The following is a 16,195-nucleotide window of genomic DNA, read 5'->3' on the forward strand; positions in this document are numbered from 1 at the left end:
CAGGAGTGACGGCATGATTGCTAAGAGATCACCCGGAAGCTTGATTCGCTCGTGACGCGGGTTCTTCACGGGTGCCCGAACAGTTTACCACTTCATACCGGGCGTTTCTGACGCTACGCGGCCGGTGTGTCCGCCTCGTCCGCAGGGGCCGCGGTCACCGTCGCTCCCTTGAAGTCGACCGCGAGCATGAGCGGCTGCCAGGCCGTCTGCGCCTCGCGGGCGACCAGCTCGGCGGCGGCGAGTCGCTGACTCGGATCGCTGCAGAGCACGAGGATGGAGGGCCCTGCCCCCGAGACCACCGCGGCGAAGCCGTTGGACCGCAGAAGCGTGATCAGGCGGTCGGTCTCCGGCATGGCCGAGGCGCGATAGCTCTGGTGGAGCTTGTCCTCGGTGGCGGCATGCAGCAGCTCGGGGCTCTGGATGAGAGCCGCGACCAGCAGCGCGGAGCGCGAGACGTTGAACACCGCGTCCTCGTGGGGCACGGACTGCGGCTGAAGGCTGCGTGCGAGCGCTGTCGACATGACGTGCTCCGGCACCAGGACCAGGGGCGAGACCCCGCGGTGCACGATCAGCTTCTTGAAACGCGGTCCGTCCGGGGTGACCCAGGCGATGGTCAGGCCGCCGAAGAGGGCGGGGGCCACGTTGTCGGGGTGGCCCTCCATGTCGTTGGCGAGCGCGAGGAGCGCCTGGGCGTCGAACTCGACGACGCCCTCCAGCAGGCCCTTCGCCGCCATGATGCCGGAGACGATCGCCGCGCCGGAGGAGCCCATGCCCCTGCCGTGCGGGATGCTGTTGCGCGCCTGGAGGTCGAGCCCCGGCAGGGCGATTCCGACCGACTCGAACGTGTGCGCGATCGCGCGAACGACGAGGTTCGTCTCGTCGGTCGGCACCTCGCCTGCGCCGACGCCGGTGACCTGGACGGTCGCGCCCGGCTCGTCGCGGACCGCCACTCGCAGCTCGTCGTAGAGCGCGAGCGAGAGCCCCAGCGTGTCGAAGCCCGGGCCGAGGTTGGCGCTCGTCGCCGGGACCTTGACCGCGACCGCGCGGCCGCGCAGGTCGACGGCGCGAGGGGTCACGCCGACGCTCCCGCGTTGGCCGAGAGGCCGAGCACGTCGGCGATCGCGGCGGTGTCCACCGGGACGCTCGTCGGCTGAACGTCCGAGCCGTCGGCGGTGCGCAGCGCCCACTGCGGGTCCTTCAGGCCGTGGCCGGTGACGGTGAGCACGACGGTGGAGCCGGCGGGGATGGCGCCGGCGGCGGAACGCTCCAGCAGGCCGGCGACGCTGATCGCACTGGCCGGCTCGACGAAGATGCCGACCTCTGCCGAGAGGATGCGGTGGGCCTCGAGGATGCCCGCGTCGTCGATCGCGCCGAAGTAGCCTTCGCTGTCGTCGCGCGCGTTGAGCGCGAGCTCCCACGACGCCGGGTTGCCGATGCGGATGGCGGTGGCGATGGTGTCGGGCTCCTTGACGGCGTGGCCGAGCACGATCGGGGCGCTGCCTGCGGCCTGGAAGCCGAACATGCGCGGGAGCTTCGTCGACTCGCCGCGCTGCAGTTCCTCGGTGTAGCCGCGGTGGTAGGCGGTGTAGTTCCCGGCGTTGCCCACGGGGACGATGTGGAAGTCGGGGGCGTCGCCGAGCACCTCGACGACCTCGAACGCGGCGGTCTTCTGCCCCTCGATGCGGTCGGGGTTGACCGAGTTGACCAGGTGCACCGGGTAGTTGGTGGCCAGGTCGCGGGCGATGTCGAGACAGTCGTCGAAGTTGCCCTGCACCTGCAGCAGCTGCGCGTTGTGCGCGATGGCCTGGCTGAGCTTGCCCATCGCGATCTTGCCCTCCGGCACCAGCACGACGGCCTGGATGCCCGCGTGCGTGGCGTACGCCGCGGCCGACGCCGAGGTGTTGCCGGTGGAGGCGCAGATGACGGCCTTCGCGCCGTGCTCGACGGCCTTCGAGATCGCCATGGTCATGCCGCGGTCTTTGAACGAGCCCGTCGGGTTCATGCCCTCGAACTTCACGAAGACGTTCGCTCCGGTGCGCGCCGAGAGCGCAGGGGCCGGGAGGAGCGGGGTGCCGCCTTCGCCGAGCGTCACGATCGGGGTGGCCTCGGAGATGTTCAGGCGGTCCGCGTACTCGCGCAGAACGCCACGCCACTGACGGCTGTAGGACTTCTCGGGCATTAAGATCCTTCGACTCGGAGAACGGAAGAGACGGCGGTGACCACGTCGCTGGCCGCGAGCGCCTCCACGGTGGCCGCGAGCGCGGCCTCCTCGGCTTCGTGGGTGCCGATCACCAGGGTAGCGGTGGGGGCGCCCGCGCCGTGAATCGGCGCCACAGTCTGCAACGGGGACCGACCGGGGAGGACGACGGCACTGGTCGTGCTCGGCACCGACTGCTGCATCGTCTCGACGCTCACGCCGCCGTCGCTCAGGATGCGGGCGACCGTGGCCAGCACGCCGGGCTGGTCCTCCACCGACAGGGTGATCTGGTAGCGGGTGACCACGCGGCCGATGTCGAGCACGGGGAGGCCCGCGTGGGTCGACTCGGCGACGCCGGGGCCGCCGACCACGTGCCGGCGGGCAGCCGACACCACGTCGCCGAGCACAGCGGAGGCCGTCTCGACCCCGCCGGCACCGGCACCGTAGAACATCAGGTCGCCGGCGGCGGCCGCCTGCACGAACACCGCGTTGTGCGCGCCGCGCACCGCGGCGAGCGGGTGCTCGCGGCTGATCAGGGCCGGGTAGACGCGGGCGGAGACGCCCTCCTCCCCCGTCTCGGGATCGGTCAGGCGCTCGCAGATCGCCAGCAGCTTGATGACCGCCCCCGCCTCACGGGCGGCGTCGACCTGCTCGCGCGTGACCGACGTGATGCCCTCGCGGTACACGCGCTCCAGCGGCACCGTGGTGTGGAAGGCGAGGCTCGCCAGGATCGCGGCCTTCTGGGCGGCGTCGTAGCCGCCGATGTCCGCGGTCGGGTCGGCCTCCGCATAGCCGCGTGCCGTCGCAGTGGCGAGCGCGTCGGCGAGGGTCTCGCCGTGGGTGTCCATGCGGTCGAGGATGAAGTTGGTCGTCCCGTTGACGATGCCGAGGATGCGCGTCACGGTGTCGCCCGCGAGGCTGTCGCGCAGCGGCCGGATGATCGGGATCGCCCCGGCGACCGCCGCCTCGTAGTACAGCTGTGCACCGACCTGCTCCGCCGCTTCGAACAGCTCGGGGCCGTGGGTGGCCAGCAGCGCCTTGTTGGCTGTGATGACGTCGGCTCCGGAGTTGAGGGCCTCCAGCACGTAGCCGCGCGCCGGCTCCACGCCGCCCATCAGCTCGACGACGATGTCGGCGCCCAGGATGAGGGAGCTGGCGTCGGTCGTGAACAGCTCGCGCGGGAGGTCGACGTCGCGCGGGGCGTCGACGTCGCGCACGGCGATGCCCACGAGCTCCAGCCGCGCGCCGACCCGGGAGGCGAACTCGTCGCCCTGCTCCAGCAGCAGTCGCGCCACCTGGGACCCGACGGAGCCGGCTCCCAGGAGCGCCACCCGCAGATTGCGGTACTCGATCATCGCTCGGTGCTCCCGTCGTCGTAGGCGGCATCACGCGCCAGTAGGTCGGCCTCGGTCTCTCCGCGCACGATGACGCGGGCGGCGCCGTCGCGCACCGCGACCACCGCGGGTCGGCCGAGATAGTTGTAGTTGCTCGCCAGCGACCAGCAGTATGCACCGGTCGCCGGAACCGCGAGGAGGTCGCCTGGCGCCACGTCGCCCGGCAGGTACTCGGCATCGACCACGATGTCGCCGCTCTCGCAGTGCTTGCCGGCGACGCGCACGAGCGCAGGCTGCGCGGCCGACTCGCGACCGGCGATCCGGGCGGAGTAGTCGGCGCCGTAGAGCGCGGTCCTGGCGTTGTCGCTCATGCCGCCGTCGACGCTCACGTAGCGTCGCACGGCGGTCTCGCCGTCGTCCTGCGCCGAGACGGTCACGTCTTTGGTCGTGCCCACCGTGTACAGGGTGAGGCCGGCTGTGCCGATGATGGTCCTGCCCGGCTCGAAGGCCACCGCGGGCAGGGGGATCTCGAGGTCTTCGCACGTCGCTGCGACGGTCTGCGCGATGCGGCGCGCCAGCTCGTCGATCGACGCCGGGTCGTCGACGCTCGTGTAGGCGATGCCGAAGCCGCCGCCGAGGTTGAGCTCGGGGATGTCGCCGCCCGCGAGCAGGTGCTTGTGCACGGAAAGCAGGCGGGCTGCCGACTCGGCGAAGCCGTCCGCACCGAAGATCTGCGAGCCGATGTGGCAGTGCAGCCCGAGGAAGTCGAGCCCGGCGTGCGAGCGGATTCGCGCGACGGCTTCTGCGGCGTCGTCGAGCGCGATGCCGAACTTCTGGTCTTCGTGGGCTGTCGCCAGGAAGGCGTGCGTGTGCGCGTGCACACCCGAGTTCACCCGCAGACGCACCCGTTGCACGACGCCGTGCCGGGAGGCCGCCTCGGCAACCCGCTCGATCTCCTGCACGCTGTCGATGATCAGGGCGCCGACGCCGACGGAGACCGCGCGGTCGATCTCGGCGAGGGACTTGTTGTTGCCGTGGAACCCCAGCCGCTCGGCCGGCACGCCGGCCGCGAGCGCGACCGCGAGCTCGCCTCCCGAGCAGACGTCGATGTTGAGGCCGGCCTCGGCCATCCACCTCGCGACTTCGATCGAGAGGAACGCCTTGCCCGCGTAGTAGACCTTGGCGGCGGAGCCGACCTCTGCGAACGCGCGCTGCAGGGCGGAGCGGACCTCGACCGCGCGCTCGCGCGCCTCGTGCTCGTCCACCACGTAGAGCGGAGTGCCGAACCGGTCGGCGAGGTCGGCGACGGAGACTCCGCCCACCTCGATCGCGCCCTCTCGTCGACGCACGGTGCGAGACCAGAGACCGGGGACGAGCGCGTTCGCATCGTCGGGAACGCGCAGCCACGGGGGCGCGAGCGGATTCGATGCCATGGGGACAACCTCACGAGTACAGAAACTGACGAGTACAGTCGATGGGGTTCTCTCTGGCGAGCGGACCCGGATTGGCCCCTGAAGCCGGTGGAGAAGTAGCAGCAGTCTATCGAGGCCGCCCGGGGTGGGCCGCCGTGTTACGAGCAGCTGCCCTTGCTGTGCAGGAACTCCTCGTTCATCACGAAGTCCGACGCGCTCAGCGTCACGGTGGCGTGGCCCGGCGTGACCGCGATGTCGGTGACCTTGACGCCGGCGGGGAGGTACTGGGCCGCGCACACCGGGAACGGTCCGTTCGCGGTCAGGGACTGGAGGAGCTTGGTGATGTTGACGTTTCCGGAGCCGGCGGAGACCGTCGCCTTGCCCGGCGTGAGCAGCACCGTGTCACCCGCGGCCTCCGCTGTCGCGGTGACGGTGTAGTCGACGGGCAAGCCGAGCAGGTCGATCGTGCCGTCGTACCCGATGACGCCGTCACCCAGGGTGATGTCGCCCTTCGCGCCGGGGATCGTGACCAGCTTGTTGAGCGACGCCTGCGAGATGCTCAGGGTCCCGGTGGCGGCCTGGATCGGCTTGCTGAAGTCGGCTGGCACGCCGGTGGCGTGGACGGAGGCGCTCAGCGGCGCACCGTTCACGACCGCATGGGGGGCGTCGATGTCGACGCTCTCGAAGCTGCCGCCCACGAACTGCGCGAGCACCGAGAACCCGCCGATGTGCACCTGCACATCGGCCTTCACGGAACTCGGAAGGTTCTTCTCGATCTCCGCGGCGACACGCTGCTCGGCGACGGTTCGCGTCACGAGGTCGGCGACGACGAGGAGCACGAGCACGACTATGACGGAGCCGGCCGCCCACAGCAGCGGCTTCAGCCAGCGCGGGCGGGGGCGCGTCGGCGCGCCGCCGGCTGGCGACGACTCGTCGGGCACGACCTGGGTGGGCTGATCGCTCATCGCGTCACATCCGCTCCGGAGCGGACACCCCCACCAGAGCGAGGCCGTTCCTGACCACCTGGCCAGTCGCGTCGTTCAACCAGAGGCGCGTGCGGTGCGCGTCGGTGACCGGCTCGTCGCCGTGCGGGAGGACCCGCGTCGAGCCGTCGCGCACGGCATACCAGGCGTGGTACAGGCCAGCGACCTCCTCGATGTAGCGGGCGACGCGGTGCGGCTCCCGCAGTTCCGCGGCCTGGGCGATGACGCGCGGGAACTCCTGGAGGCCGCCGAGCAGCGCGCTCTCGGTCTCATGGGTGAGCAGCTCCGGCTTGAAGACGCTGCGATCGACACCCGACTTGGCCGCGTTGGCCGCGACGGAGCGCGTGCGGGCGTGCGCGTACTGCACGTAGTAGACGGGGTTCTCGTTGCTGCGCTTGGTGAGCAGGTCGAGGTCGATGTCGAGCTGCGAGTCGGTGGACGAACGCACCAGCGAGTAGCGGGCGGCATCGACGCCGACGGCGTCGACGAGGTCGTCGAGCGTCACGATGGTGCCTGCGCGCTTGGACATCTTGACCGGCTCGCCGTCCTTGACCAGGTTGACCATCTGGCCGATGAGGATCTGCAGGTTCTCGTTCGGCACGTCGCCGAACGCCTCCACCATCGCCATCATGCGGCCGATGTAGCCGTGGTGGTCGGCGCCGAGCATGATGATGTTCTGCTCGAAGCCGCGCTCGCGCTTGTCGAGGTAGTAGCCGAGGTCGCCCGAGATGTAGGCCGGCTCGCCGTTGGAGCGCACGACGACCCGGTCGCGGTCGTCGCCGAAGGTGGTGGTGCGCAGCCAGATCGCGCCGTCCTCCTCGAAGATGTGGCCCTGCTCGCGGAGCCGCTCGATGGCCCGCTCCACCGCACCGGACTCGTGCAGCGAGTCCTCGTGGAAGTAGACATCGAAGTCGACCCCGAACGAGTGCAGCCGGTCCTTGATCTCCTGGAACATCAGGCCGGTGCCGAGGCGGCGGAAGACCTCCTGCTGCTGCTCGCGCGGCAGCGTGGCCAGGTCGCCGGTCTGCGGGTCGGCCGCGGCCAGCGCGACCACCTTCTCGGCGATCTCGCCGATGTAGGCGCCGCCGTAGCCGTCCTCCGGAGTCGCCTCGCCCAGGTGGGCGGCAAGCAGGCTGCGCGCGAACCGGTCGATCTGCGACCCGTGGTCGTTGAAGTAGTACTCGCGCGTGACGTCGGCGCCCGCCGCCTGCAGGATGCGCGCGAGGCTGTCGCCGACGGCGGCCCAGCGCGCGCCGCCCAGGTGGATGGGGCCCGTGGGGTTGGCCGAGACGAACTCGAGATTGACGAGCAGTCCGTCGTAGAGGTCGCTGCGGCCGTACGCGTCGCCGGCCTCCACGATCGTCCGGGCGAGCTGCCCGGCAGCGGCGGCCTCCAACCGGAAGTTGATGAACCCGGGGCCTGCGACCTCGGCGGAGGCGACACCGTCGATCCCGGCGGCAGCCTCCGCGATCTCGCCGGCGAGCTCGCGCGGGTTGGCGCCGACACGCTTGGCGAGCCGCATCGCGACGTTCGACGACCAGTCGCCGTGCTCACGGTTCTTCGGCCGCTCCAGGGGGATGTCGTCGACCGTGATCGTCAGCTCCGCGATGTCATCGCGGCCCTCGCGTCGCCGGTCCACCACGGTCGTCACGATGGCGAGCAGGGAGGCGGAGAGGTCAGCGGGGGTCATGACGAACGATTCTACCTAGGACTGACGGGCAACCCGTCGCAACGCTTGATAGGGTGCGATTCGACACGACCGCCAGACGACGGAAGACGCACCCCACCATGCAGCATTACACCGCCAGGACCCTCGCCGCACTCGCGATCGCCGCCGCAGCGGTCGCGCTCGTGGGCTGCACACCGGCAGGCAAGCCCGGCTCCACGCCGTCCACGTCGGCTACCGCCGGCGGCGCGAACGCCTCGCAGACGCCGACCCCGACACCGACTCCCACGCCGACCCTGCCGCCGACTCCCGTGACCCTCACCTGCGACCAGGTGGTCACGCCCGACCAGCTGTACGCGTACAACCCCAACTACTCGACGCAGCCGGGATACGCACCCAAGTCCGGCAGCCTCGAGAAGCAGATCGCCGACTGGAAGGGCGTCACGTGTGCCTGGCAGAACCAGACCAGCGGCGACGTCGTGCAGATCGCGATCGCTCATCCCCCCGCCGACCAGCTGGAAGGCCTCAAGAACGCCGCCATCACGGCGGCCCAGCCGGTACCCACCTACGGCACCCCTCCGCAGGTCGAGGGCTACTTCAAGGCAGGCAATGCCGGCCAGGTGCAGATCTTCCGCGGCCCGTTCTGGATCGTCGCCGAGTCGGCCGCGTTCTATGAGCCGGGTGATGCGGCGCCGCTCATGCAGAGCGTCCTGGGCAACCTGCCCGCGAACTGAGGCGCTCCGAAAAGCTGCTAGCCTGGACGGGCACTCCTGGCCCCCATAGCTCAGGGGATAGAGCGTCTGCCTCCGGAGCAGAAGGCCGTAGGTTCAAATCCTACTGGGGGCACCGTAGCCCAGCTGAGCGCCGTAACGCAGAAGAAGCCCCCTCCTTGCGGAGGGGGCTTCTTTTCGTTGTTCGAGCCGGCTACTCGGCGTCGAGGTCCGTCTCGAGCAGCGCGACCAGCTCATCGAGGGCGATGTCGGAGCCCGGCGCGTCGGAGCGCAGGGTCACGACCGTGCCCTTGCTCGCGGCCAAGCCCATCAGCGACAGGATGCTGCCGGCGTTCAGCTGCGGTCCGTCGCCCACGGCGATGGTCACGGGCACACCCTTCTCCTGCACAGCCTGCACGAACAGCTTCGCGGGGCGGGCGTGGAGGCCGGAGCTGCTGGCCACGGTGGCGGTACGTTCGGTCATCGATCTCTCCTTCTGAAAACGGCGGATGTCAGGCGGCGACGGTCGCCGCGACGGGCTGGTCGGCGGACTGGTCGGTGGCTTCGGCGACGGTTGTTGTGCGACGTGGGGCCGTGAAGCGCTTCAGGCCGACGACCAACAGGGCGGTGACGAGCGTTCCGGCCGCGAGGGCGACCACGAAGCCCCAGATCGGGTCGATGGCGAAGAAGACGAAGATCCCGCCGTGCGGGGCCCGCGAACTCACCTCGAAGGCCATCGCCAGGCCTCCGGCGACCGCACCGCCCACGAGGTTGGCGGGGATCACACGCAGCGGGTCGGCCGCCGCGAACGGGATCGCGCCCTCCGAGATGAACGAGGCTCCCAGCAGCCACGCTGCCGCGCCGTTCTCCCGCTCGACCTGCGTGAAGCCGCGACGGTAGAGCACCGTGGAGGCCAGTGCCATCCCCAGCGGGGGCACCATGCCGGCGACCATCACCGCGGCCATGATGTGGAAGCTCGCATCGGTCTGCTGCGCCAGCCCGGCGACCGCGAACGCGTAGGCCACCTTGTTGACGGGGCCACCGAGGTCGAAGCACATCATCAAGCCGAGGATGATCCCGAGGAAGATCGCGCCGGCTCCGGAGAGGCCGTTCAGGAAGCTCGTCAGCTGGGTCATCAGCCACGCAATCGGGGCGCCCAGGATGAGCAGCATCAATCCGGAGGCGATGATCGACGCCCCGAGCGGGATGATCACGACGGGCATCAGGCCGCGCAGCCAGCGCGGCACGGCGGGCCGGCCGATGAGCCACGCCGCGTAGCCCGCGAGCAGACCGCCGATCAGGCCGCCGAGGAAGCCGGCGTTCATGAAGACCGCGATCGCACCCGCGACGAAACCCGGAGCGATTCCCGGCCGGTCGGCGATGGCGAACGCGATGTAGCCCGCGAGTGCAGGAACGAGGAAGCCGAGGCTCACGCTCCCGATCTCGAAGGCGATCGCGCCCAAGTAGTAACCCAGCCCCTCGGGAGGGAGATTCCAGATCGCGTAATGGGTCAGCGTGTAGACAGCGTTGTTCATCCCCGAGTCGCCGTGGGCGAGGGCGATGCCGTACCCGCCGAGGAACGGCAGGAAGCTGATCGCGATGAGGAGGCCGCCGCCGGCGACGAACGGGATCATGTAGCTGACGCCCGTGAGCAGGATCCGCTTGAGGTTGGCACCCCAGGAGAGCGCCTCGGCAGGAGCGGAGACGGCCACTCCCGACGCGCTCACGCGCGCGCCGTTCGGGTCCGCCGCAACGGCGACCGCCTCGGCGATGAGCTGGTCGGGCTGCTCGATGCCGCGCTTGACGGTGGAGCGCACCACGGGTTTGCCCGCGAACCGCGCCTCCTCTCGCACGTCCACGTCGTTCGCGAAGATGACCGCGTCCGCCGCATCGATGACGCTTTGCGGCAGCGCCTGGTAGCCGCTCGATCCCTGGGGTTCGACGACCAGGTCGACGCCGTTCCTCGGGCCCGCGGCGGTGAGGGCGTCGGCCGCCATGAACGTGTGCGCGATGCCGGTCGCGCACGAGGTGACCGCCACGATCCGGGCGGGACGGCCGTCGATGCGGAAGCCGTCGGCGGCGGGCGCGGCCGGCGCCGACGCGGACTCGGCGGGCGCTGCGGCGGAAGCGCCGCGCGCGGCGCTCCGACCTTCGCCCTCCCCGATGGCCTCGTCGACGAGCGCGACCACGTCCTCCGGTCGCTGCGCCGCCCTCAGCCCGGAGGTGAACTCCTCGGTCATCAGGCTCCTGGCCAGCTTGGACAGCACGGCGAGGTGCGCTTCCGCCGCGTCGGCGGGAGCCGCGATCAGGAACACCAGGTCGGCAGGGCCGTCGGGCGCGCCGAAGTCGACCGCAGGGTCGAGCCGCGCGAAGGCGAGAGTCGGCACGGTCACCGACGGGCTCTTCGCGTGCGGGATGGCGATGCCGCCGGGCAGGCCGGTCTCGTCCTTCTGCTCGCGCGCCCAGGCGTCGGCGTACAGCGCATCCGTGTCGCTGGCGCGCCCCTGCGCGACGACGCGGGCAGCCAGCTCGCGGATGACGGCGCTCTTGTCGCCGAGAAGGCCGGGAGCGAGGCTCACGAGTTCGGGAGTGATGGTCTTCGGTGACACGGTTTCCTCCAATGTGTCTGTGCGGAGTCGAGACGAAGCTCAGGGGTGGAGCGCGGCGACGGGGAGGTCGCCGGCGGACAGGTCGGCCGGTCGGGGCGCCTGGGTGCCGGGCAGCGCCGCGGCGGCGGAGCCGTAGCGGATCGCGTGCGCGAGCCGTTCGGGCGGGGTCGCCCCCGCCAGATCCGCCAGCAGGTACCCGGCGAGCGCGCTGTCCCCGGCGCCGACCGTGCTCTGCACGCGGATGCGAGGGGCGGCGGCGACGAAGCCGCCGTCGGGGGTCACGAGCACGGAGCCGAGTGCTCCGAGCGTGACGAGGGCGGAGCCGACGCGTTCCGGCACGAGCGTCTGCGCCACGGCGAGCACAGCGGTGGGGAGGTCGTCGGAGTCGAGAGCGACACCCGTGAGCTCCGCCAGCTCGTCCTCGTTGGGCTTGATCAGGTCGGGCCGCGCCGCCGAGACGACCGCACGCAGCGCCTCCCCCGAGGTGTCCACTGCGATCTTCGGAGCGGCGTCGCCCCAGTGCTCGCGCACGGCACGGATGACCGTCACATAGAAGTCGTCGTCGACGCCGGGGGGCAACGAGCCCGCGAGCACCAGCCAGCCCGCGCCGGCGCACGCGTCGACGACGGCCGCCACAAGGAGCCGGGCGTCGGACGCGTCGAGGGCGGCACCGAGCAGGTTGAGCTTGGTGGTGACACCGGCGGGGTCGGTGATGGTCAGGTTCGCGCGGGCGTTGCCGTGGATCGGCACAGGACGGATGGCGAGCTCTGTCGAGTGCAGCACGACGCCGAACGGATCGTCGGCGGCCAGCGGGAGGACCGCGAGCGTGGGCACGCCGGCCGCGGCGACGACGCGCGCCACGTTGATCCCCTTGCCGCCGGCGTCCTCCCGCGAGGACGCGGCCGCCTGCACCTCGCCGGGTCTCAGTGGCGCACTCAGCGTCACGGCCCGGTCGAGCGACGGGTTGGCGGTGAGGGTGACGATCATGCCGCCCAGACCTCCACACCGGCGGCCGCCAGTGCGTCGGCGAGCTCGCCCTCCGGCGCGCGATCGGTGACCAGCACGTCCACCGCGTCGAGCGCGGCGAACGAGACCAGCGATTCCTGCTGGAACTTGGACGAATCGGCGAGGACGATCACGCGGCGCGCGGCCCGGACGATGGCCTCCTTGACCGCGGACTCCTCAGGGTCGGGTGTGCTCAGGCCGAACCCGGCGGAGACGCCGTTGACGCCGACGAAGACGATGTCGGGGCGGAGCGACTGGATCGCACGGACGGTGGCCGCGCCTACCGCTGCCGCGGTGACGCCGCGGATGCGGCCGCCGACGACGGTCAGCGAGACGCGATCGGCCGCGGCGAGCGCGGGCGCGAGGGTGAGCGAGTGGGTGACGACCTCCGCCTCTCCCCCGCTGGCCGAGAGCCGGGCCGGGAGCAGCTGTGCGACAGCACCGGTGGTCGTGCCCGCATCGAGGTAGAGGGAACCGCGGAAGCCGTCGCCGAGTGCGTCGAGCGCTCGCGCGGCGATGCGCAGCTTGGTGTCGGCGCGCAGCCCGCTGCGCTCGATGACGGAGGCCTCCGCAGTGCTCGCGCGGTCGACCGCGACGGCGCCGCCGTGCACCCGGCGGAGGGCTCCGGAGAGCTCGAGAGCATCGAGGTCGCGGCGCACCGTCTCCGTCGTGACGCCGAAGCGCTCGGCGAGCTCGATCACGGCGACGCGGCCTTCTTCGAGGAGGAGCCGCTCGATCAGCTCCTGACGCTCCATTGCATACACCTGGCGCCTCCTTTGGATTTCCAACACAATACAACATGGATCAACAGGAAGCAATACACTTCTCTGTGGTTTTCTGTGCGATTCTTCGTCGTCCGCGCCGCCCGAGGAGGCCACGTACAATCGTTCGCGGAATGGACTGCTCGTACTTCGACGCCGGCGTATGCCGCTCGTGCACACTGATGGGCGTCCCCTACGCCGACCAGCTGGCCCGCAAGGACGGCCACGCGCGCGACCTCCTCGCGGCCTACGGCGACACGGTCTGGCTTCCGCCGGTGGCGAGCGCCGAGTCCGGCTACCGCAACAAGGCGAAGATGGTCGTCTCCGGCACCGTCGATGCGCCGACCATCGGCATCCTCGACGAGGCGGGCCGCGGCGTCGACCTGCGTGAGTGCGGCATCTGCGCACCCGGGGTGCGGGCAGCGCTCCCGGTGCTCGCGGACTTCATCATCCGCACCCGCCTCGAGCCGTACAGCGTCCCGGAGCGGCGCGGCGAACTCAAATACGTTCTCGTGACGCACTCCCCCGACGACGAACTGATGGTCCGCTTCGTCGTGCGGACCCACGCCGCCGTCGACCGCATCCGGACCAGGCTGGACGAGTTGCTCGCCGCACTGCCGAACGCCGTCGTCGTGACGGCGAACCTCCAGCCGGAGCACAAGGCGGTCGTCGAAGGCGACACCGAGATCGTGCTGACCGCACAATCGTCCCTCGTCATGCGGGTCGGCGGCATCCCGCTGCGGCTGCGCCCGCAGAGCTTCTTCCAGACGAACACCGCGGTCGCCGAGAGCCTCTACGCGCAGGTGACCGAGTGGGTGGACGAGGTGTCGCCGTCGAGCGTGTGGGACCTCTACTGCGGCGTCGGCGGCTTCGCGCTCAACGTGGCGGCGCCCACACGACGCGTCGTCGGAGTCGAGACCAGCGCGGAGGCGGTGCGCAGCGCCCGCGCGACGGCGGCGGCCGCGGGGCTGGCGCGCGTGGCGTTCCGGGCGGGAGATGCCACCGCGTTCGCCCTCGGAGCGAAGACCGCCCCGGACCTGGTCATCGTGAACCCGCCGCGGCGCGGGATCGGCGCAGAGCTGTCGGGATGGCTCGAAGGCTCCGGCATCCCGAACGTGGTGTACTCCAGCTGCAACCCGAACAGCCTGGCGCACGACCTCGCCCGCATGCCGTCGTACCGCATCCGCACCGGGCGGGTCCTGGACATGTTCCCGCAGACCGGCCACCTGGAGGTCGCGGTGCTGCTCGATCGGGTGTGACCTCCCGATACGCGGCGGGGCCCGCGCCTCGGCAGGAGACGCGGGCCCCGGATCGGACGAGCGGTCAGCTCGCCGCCGCCTCGCGGCGCGGGAGCTTCCAGTCGGGACGCGCGAAGTGGCAGGTGTACCCCCACGGGATGCGCTCCAGGTAGTCCTGGTGCTCGGGCTCGGCCTCCCAGAACGGCCCGGCCGGCTCCACCTCGGTGACGACCTTGCCCGGCCAGAGACCGGACGCGTCGACGTCGGCGATGGTGTCCTCCGCCACGCGGCGCTGCTCGTCGTTCTCGTAGAAGATCGCCGAACGGTAGCTGGTGCCCACGTCGTTGCCCTGACGGTTCTTCGTCGACGGGTCGTGGATCTGGAAGAAGAACTCCAGCAGGTCGCGGTAGCTGATGCGCTCGGGGTCGAACTCGATCTCGATCGCCTCAGCGTGGGTGCCGTGGTTGCGGTAGGTGGCGTTCGGGACGTCGCCGCCGGAGTACCCCACGCGGGTGCTCACCACGCCGGGACGCTTGCGGATGAGGTCCTGCATGCCCCAGAAACATCCACCGGCCAGGATGGCCTTCTCTGTCGTCATCAGTGCTGCTCCTCGTTCTCGAAAAGGTGGGTGTAGTCGCCGTAGCCCTGCTCCTCCAGCTCGGCGAGCGGGATGAAGCGGAGTGCGGCGGAGTTGATGCAGTAGCGCAGGCCGCCGGCCTCGGCGGGCCCGTCGTCGAACAGGTGCCCGAGGTGGCTGTCGCCGTGGGCGGAGCGCACCTCGGTGCGCACCATGCCGTAGGTGCGGTCGGTCTTCTCCACGATGTTCGCAGGGTCGACCGGAACGGTGAAGCTCGGCCAGCCGGAACGGCTGTCGTACTTGTTCACCGAGGCGAAGAGCGGCTCGCCCGACACGATGTCGACGTAGAGGCCCGCCTCGTGGTTGTTCCAGAACTCGTTGCGGAAAGCGGGCTCCGTGGCCGCCTCCTGGGTGACCGCGTACTGCGCGGGGGTGAGCCGCGCGACGGCGTCCTGGCTCTTGCGATAGTCCTGTGTCACGTTTCCTCCTGTGTGCGGCGAGCGCTGGCTGCGGCGCCGTCAGTAAGGAGAACAGCTGGGAGGGCCGGGTTGGTCCCGCCGTTGCTGTGAGTTCGCTGAGGGTGAAGGGGCCGCAGGACACGCTCGATCGAGTGCGCCACCACGGGCCATTCGGTGAGCACACTCCGCGCGGAGACACGCAGCCGCCGGTGTCCGTCAGCCGCCAATCGGGTGTCGCGCCGCCGATCCCGTTCAAAGGCCCCCGCATCGCCGTGGAACGCGTAGCCGTCGACCTCCAGGTAGAGCTCACCATCGACGAGCATGTCCACTCGTCCGACACCGCTGACGTGCACCTGCTGCTGGACATGGTGCCCGCGGGCCTCCAGACGCTGACGCACGAGCGACTCGACACCCGACTCTGAGCCGGTGCGGGCCCTGGCCGCGCGTGCTCGCACCGCTCGCGGAGCGGAACGCATGATGTCCGCCAGCTCGAACGACGACAGGAGGCCCGCGGAGAGTGCCGTGTCGAAGGCCGCGACAGCGGTCTCCTCGTCGGCGCAGTGGCCGACGGTTCGGAGGCAGTCGGCAAGCGAGACGCGCCAGACCTGTTCACCGGGCTCCGCGGCGCGCCAGTGACAGACGAACCCGTCCGGCCTCCGCCGGCCGTTCGGCGGGATGACGACATGGACGCGCGGGTCGGTCCCCGCCCAGATCCCGTAGCTGCGGCACGCGGTCACGCAGGACAGCCGCGCACCGGCCGCGACCGCCGCCCGCGGCGGGCCCGCCAGTGTCGCGAGTGCGTACACTCCCCTCCGCGGCCTGACCACGACGCCCGCGTTCACCGCTTCGGCGAGCGTCTCGCGGGTTGCTCCGGCGTTTCGCAGCTGGAGGGTGGTCGCGGCGCCGCCGAGCTCGTGAAGCCTCCCCATCCATTTCATGCAGCAATCGTCGCGCCGGCGGCGATCGTGAGGGTGCCGCCTCTCGAAATCTGTGGACGACGGCCCCAGATGGCCGGATGTGGTGACAAGGAGAACGCAGCCGGATTCTCCTTGCTCAGCGCTAAAGCAGGAGAAATCGGCGCAATGGAGCCAAAGTCTCCTGTTCTAGGGCGTGTGGATCAAGTCTGATTTGATCCAGATCAGTGTGGCGGCGAGGGTGATCGCGGCGTTGTAGTGGCGGGCGGTCTTGTCGGAGCGCATCGCGATGCCGCGCCATTGCTTGAGCTGGTTGAAGCAGCGTTCGACG

Annotated in this window: 15 protein-coding genes and 1 tRNA gene; 3 read left to right on the forward strand and 13 right to left on the reverse strand. The window is 70.6% G+C overall.

The annotated features are described in order from the left end of the window. Nucleotides 1-113: 113 nt before the first annotated feature. The 6 genes from thrB to argS all read right to left on the reverse strand — a co-directional run bounded on the left by thrB (nucleotide 114) and on the right by argS (nucleotide 7,616). The gene (gene thrB, locus JNB50_RS23560) at nucleotides 114-1,076 is read right to left on the reverse strand and encodes a homoserine kinase (protein ID WP_208042530.1); all 963 of its coding nucleotides are present in this window, start codon (nucleotides 1,074-1,076) and stop codon (nucleotides 114-116) included. Then, nucleotides 1,073-2,179, reverse strand: coding sequence for a threonine synthase (gene thrC, locus JNB50_RS23565; protein WP_208042531.1), 1,107 nt, complete (start codon nucleotides 2,177-2,179; stop codon nucleotides 1,073-1,075). The genes thrB and thrC overlap by 4 nt, the downstream gene beginning before the upstream one ends. Next, nucleotides 2,179-3,552, reverse strand: a complete 1,374-nt coding sequence (locus JNB50_RS23570) for a homoserine dehydrogenase (protein ID WP_208042532.1) — start codon at nucleotides 3,550-3,552, stop codon at nucleotides 2,179-2,181. The genes thrC and JNB50_RS23570 overlap by 1 nt, the downstream gene beginning before the upstream one ends. Further along, nucleotides 3,549-4,964, reverse strand: a complete 1,416-nt coding sequence (gene lysA / locus JNB50_RS23575) for a diaminopimelate decarboxylase (RefSeq protein WP_208042533.1) — start codon at nucleotides 4,962-4,964, stop codon at nucleotides 3,549-3,551. The genes JNB50_RS23570 and lysA overlap by 4 nt, the downstream gene beginning before the upstream one ends. Nucleotides 4,965-5,101: 137 nt before the next feature. Next, nucleotides 5,102-5,908 carry a DUF2993 domain-containing protein gene (locus tag JNB50_RS23580; RefSeq protein WP_208042534.1) on the reverse strand — a complete coding sequence of 269 codons (807 nt, stop codon included), beginning with the start codon at nucleotides 5,906-5,908 and terminating at the stop codon, nucleotides 5,102-5,104. A 4-nt stretch (nucleotides 5,909-5,912) separates the two neighbouring features. Then, the gene (gene argS, locus JNB50_RS23585) at nucleotides 5,913-7,616 is read right to left on the reverse strand and encodes an arginine--tRNA ligase (protein WP_208042535.1); all 1,704 of its coding nucleotides are present in this window, start codon (nucleotides 7,614-7,616) and stop codon (nucleotides 5,913-5,915) included. 98 nt (nucleotides 7,617-7,714) lie between these two features. Between argS and JNB50_RS23590 the strand changes: the two genes are divergently transcribed. Both JNB50_RS23590 and JNB50_RS23595 read left to right on the forward strand, forming a co-directional pair. Further along, entirely contained in the window at nucleotides 7,715-8,326 is a 612-nt protein-coding gene (locus JNB50_RS23590) for an iron ABC transporter ATP-binding protein (protein WP_208042536.1), read from the forward strand. A 39-nt stretch (nucleotides 8,327-8,365) separates the two neighbouring features. Beyond that, nucleotides 8,366-8,438, forward strand: a tRNA-Arg gene (locus JNB50_RS23595). 78 nt (nucleotides 8,439-8,516) lie between these two features. On the opposite strand, the gene JNB50_RS23600 is transcribed toward JNB50_RS23595, so the two are convergent. Genes JNB50_RS23600 through JNB50_RS23615 form a run of 4 tightly spaced genes read right to left on the reverse strand, consistent with a single transcriptional unit; the run spans nucleotide 8,517 to nucleotide 12,680 of the window. Next, complete coding sequence (locus JNB50_RS23600) at nucleotides 8,517-8,786, reverse strand: HPr family phosphocarrier protein (RefSeq protein WP_208042537.1); 270 nt, start codon at nucleotides 8,784-8,786, stop codon at nucleotides 8,517-8,519. A gap of 28 nt (nucleotides 8,787-8,814) precedes the next feature. Further along, on the reverse strand, nucleotides 8,815-10,911 hold the full coding sequence (locus tag JNB50_RS23605) for a fructose-specific PTS transporter subunit EIIC (protein WP_208042538.1): 2,097 nt from the start codon (nucleotides 10,909-10,911) through the stop codon (nucleotides 8,815-8,817). A 39-nt stretch (nucleotides 10,912-10,950) separates the two neighbouring features. Next, nucleotides 10,951-11,898 carry a 1-phosphofructokinase gene (locus JNB50_RS23610; RefSeq protein WP_208042539.1) on the reverse strand — a complete coding sequence of 316 codons (948 nt, stop codon included), beginning with the start codon at nucleotides 11,896-11,898 and terminating at the stop codon, nucleotides 10,951-10,953. Further along, complete coding sequence (locus JNB50_RS23615; RefSeq protein WP_208042540.1) at nucleotides 11,895-12,680, reverse strand: DeoR/GlpR family DNA-binding transcription regulator; 786 nt, start codon at nucleotides 12,678-12,680, stop codon at nucleotides 11,895-11,897. Before JNB50_RS23615 ends, JNB50_RS23610 begins: the two co-directional genes overlap by 4 nt. Nucleotides 12,681-12,811: 131 nt before the next feature. Between JNB50_RS23615 and rlmC the strand changes: the two genes are divergently transcribed. Beyond that, entirely contained in the window at nucleotides 12,812-13,936 is a 1,125-nt protein-coding gene (gene rlmC, locus JNB50_RS23620; RefSeq protein ID WP_208042541.1) for a 23S rRNA (uracil(747)-C(5))-methyltransferase RlmC, read from the forward strand. A gap of 64 nt (nucleotides 13,937-14,000) precedes the next feature. On the opposite strand, the gene msrA is transcribed toward rlmC, so the two are convergent. From msrA to JNB50_RS25680, 3 genes are read right to left on the reverse strand one after another with little or no spacing between them, the layout of a single operon-like run. Beyond that, nucleotides 14,001-14,513, reverse strand: a complete 513-nt coding sequence (gene msrA / locus JNB50_RS23625; protein ID WP_243768901.1) for a peptide-methionine (S)-S-oxide reductase MsrA — start codon at nucleotides 14,511-14,513, stop codon at nucleotides 14,001-14,003. Further along, nucleotides 14,513-14,971, reverse strand: coding sequence for a peptide-methionine (R)-S-oxide reductase MsrB (gene msrB / locus JNB50_RS23630; protein WP_208042542.1), 459 nt, complete (start codon nucleotides 14,969-14,971; stop codon nucleotides 14,513-14,515). Before msrB ends, msrA begins: the two co-directional genes overlap by 1 nt. After that, nucleotides 14,968-15,888 carry a type IV toxin-antitoxin system AbiEi family antitoxin domain-containing protein gene (locus JNB50_RS25680; protein ID WP_208042543.1) on the reverse strand — a complete coding sequence of 307 codons (921 nt, stop codon included), beginning with the start codon at nucleotides 15,886-15,888 and terminating at the stop codon, nucleotides 14,968-14,970. Before JNB50_RS25680 ends, msrB begins: the two co-directional genes overlap by 4 nt. Nucleotides 15,889-16,195 lie beyond the last annotated feature (307 nt).

The organism is Leifsonia sp. TF02-11, assembly GCF_017565305.1.
Classification (GTDB): domain Bacteria; phylum Actinomycetota; class Actinomycetes; order Actinomycetales; family Microbacteriaceae; genus Leifsonia.

What these genes read in the sequence shown, in the direction of transcription:
- JNB50_RS25680 (WP_208042543.1), bottom strand. Translation starts at nt 15,888, where the DNA reads ATGAAATGGATGGGGAGGCTTCACGAGCTCGGCGGCGCCGCGACCACC.
- lysA (WP_208042533.1), bottom strand. Translation starts at nt 4,964, where the DNA reads ATGGCATCGAATCCGCTCGCGCCCCCGTGGCTGCGCGTTCCCGACGAT.
- rlmC (WP_208042541.1), top strand. Translation starts at nt 12,812, where the DNA reads ATGGACTGCTCGTACTTCGACGCCGGCGTATGCCGCTCGTGCACACTG.
- msrA (WP_243768901.1), bottom strand. Translation starts at nt 14,513, where the DNA reads ATGACGACAGAGAAGGCCATCCTGGCCGGTGGATGTTTCTGGGGCATG.
- JNB50_RS23580 (WP_208042534.1), bottom strand. Translation starts at nt 5,908, where the DNA reads ATGAGCGATCAGCCCACCCAGGTCGTGCCCGACGAGTCGTCGCCAGCC.
- thrC (WP_208042531.1), bottom strand. Translation starts at nt 2,179, where the DNA reads ATGCCCGAGAAGTCCTACAGCCGTCAGTGGCGTGGCGTTCTGCGCGAG.
- JNB50_RS23590 (WP_208042536.1), top strand. Translation starts at nt 7,715, where the DNA reads ATGCAGCATTACACCGCCAGGACCCTCGCCGCACTCGCGATCGCCGCC.
- JNB50_RS23610 (WP_208042539.1), bottom strand. Translation starts at nt 11,898, where the DNA reads ATGATCGTCACCCTCACCGCCAACCCGTCGCTCGACCGGGCCGTGACG.
- argS (WP_208042535.1), bottom strand. Translation starts at nt 7,616, where the DNA reads ATGACCCCCGCTGACCTCTCCGCCTCCCTGCTCGCCATCGTGACGACC.
- JNB50_RS23570 (WP_208042532.1), bottom strand. Translation starts at nt 3,552, where the DNA reads ATGATCGAGTACCGCAATCTGCGGGTGGCGCTCCTGGGAGCCGGCTCC.
- JNB50_RS23600 (WP_208042537.1), bottom strand. Translation starts at nt 8,786, where the DNA reads ATGACCGAACGTACCGCCACCGTGGCCAGCAGCTCCGGCCTCCACGCC.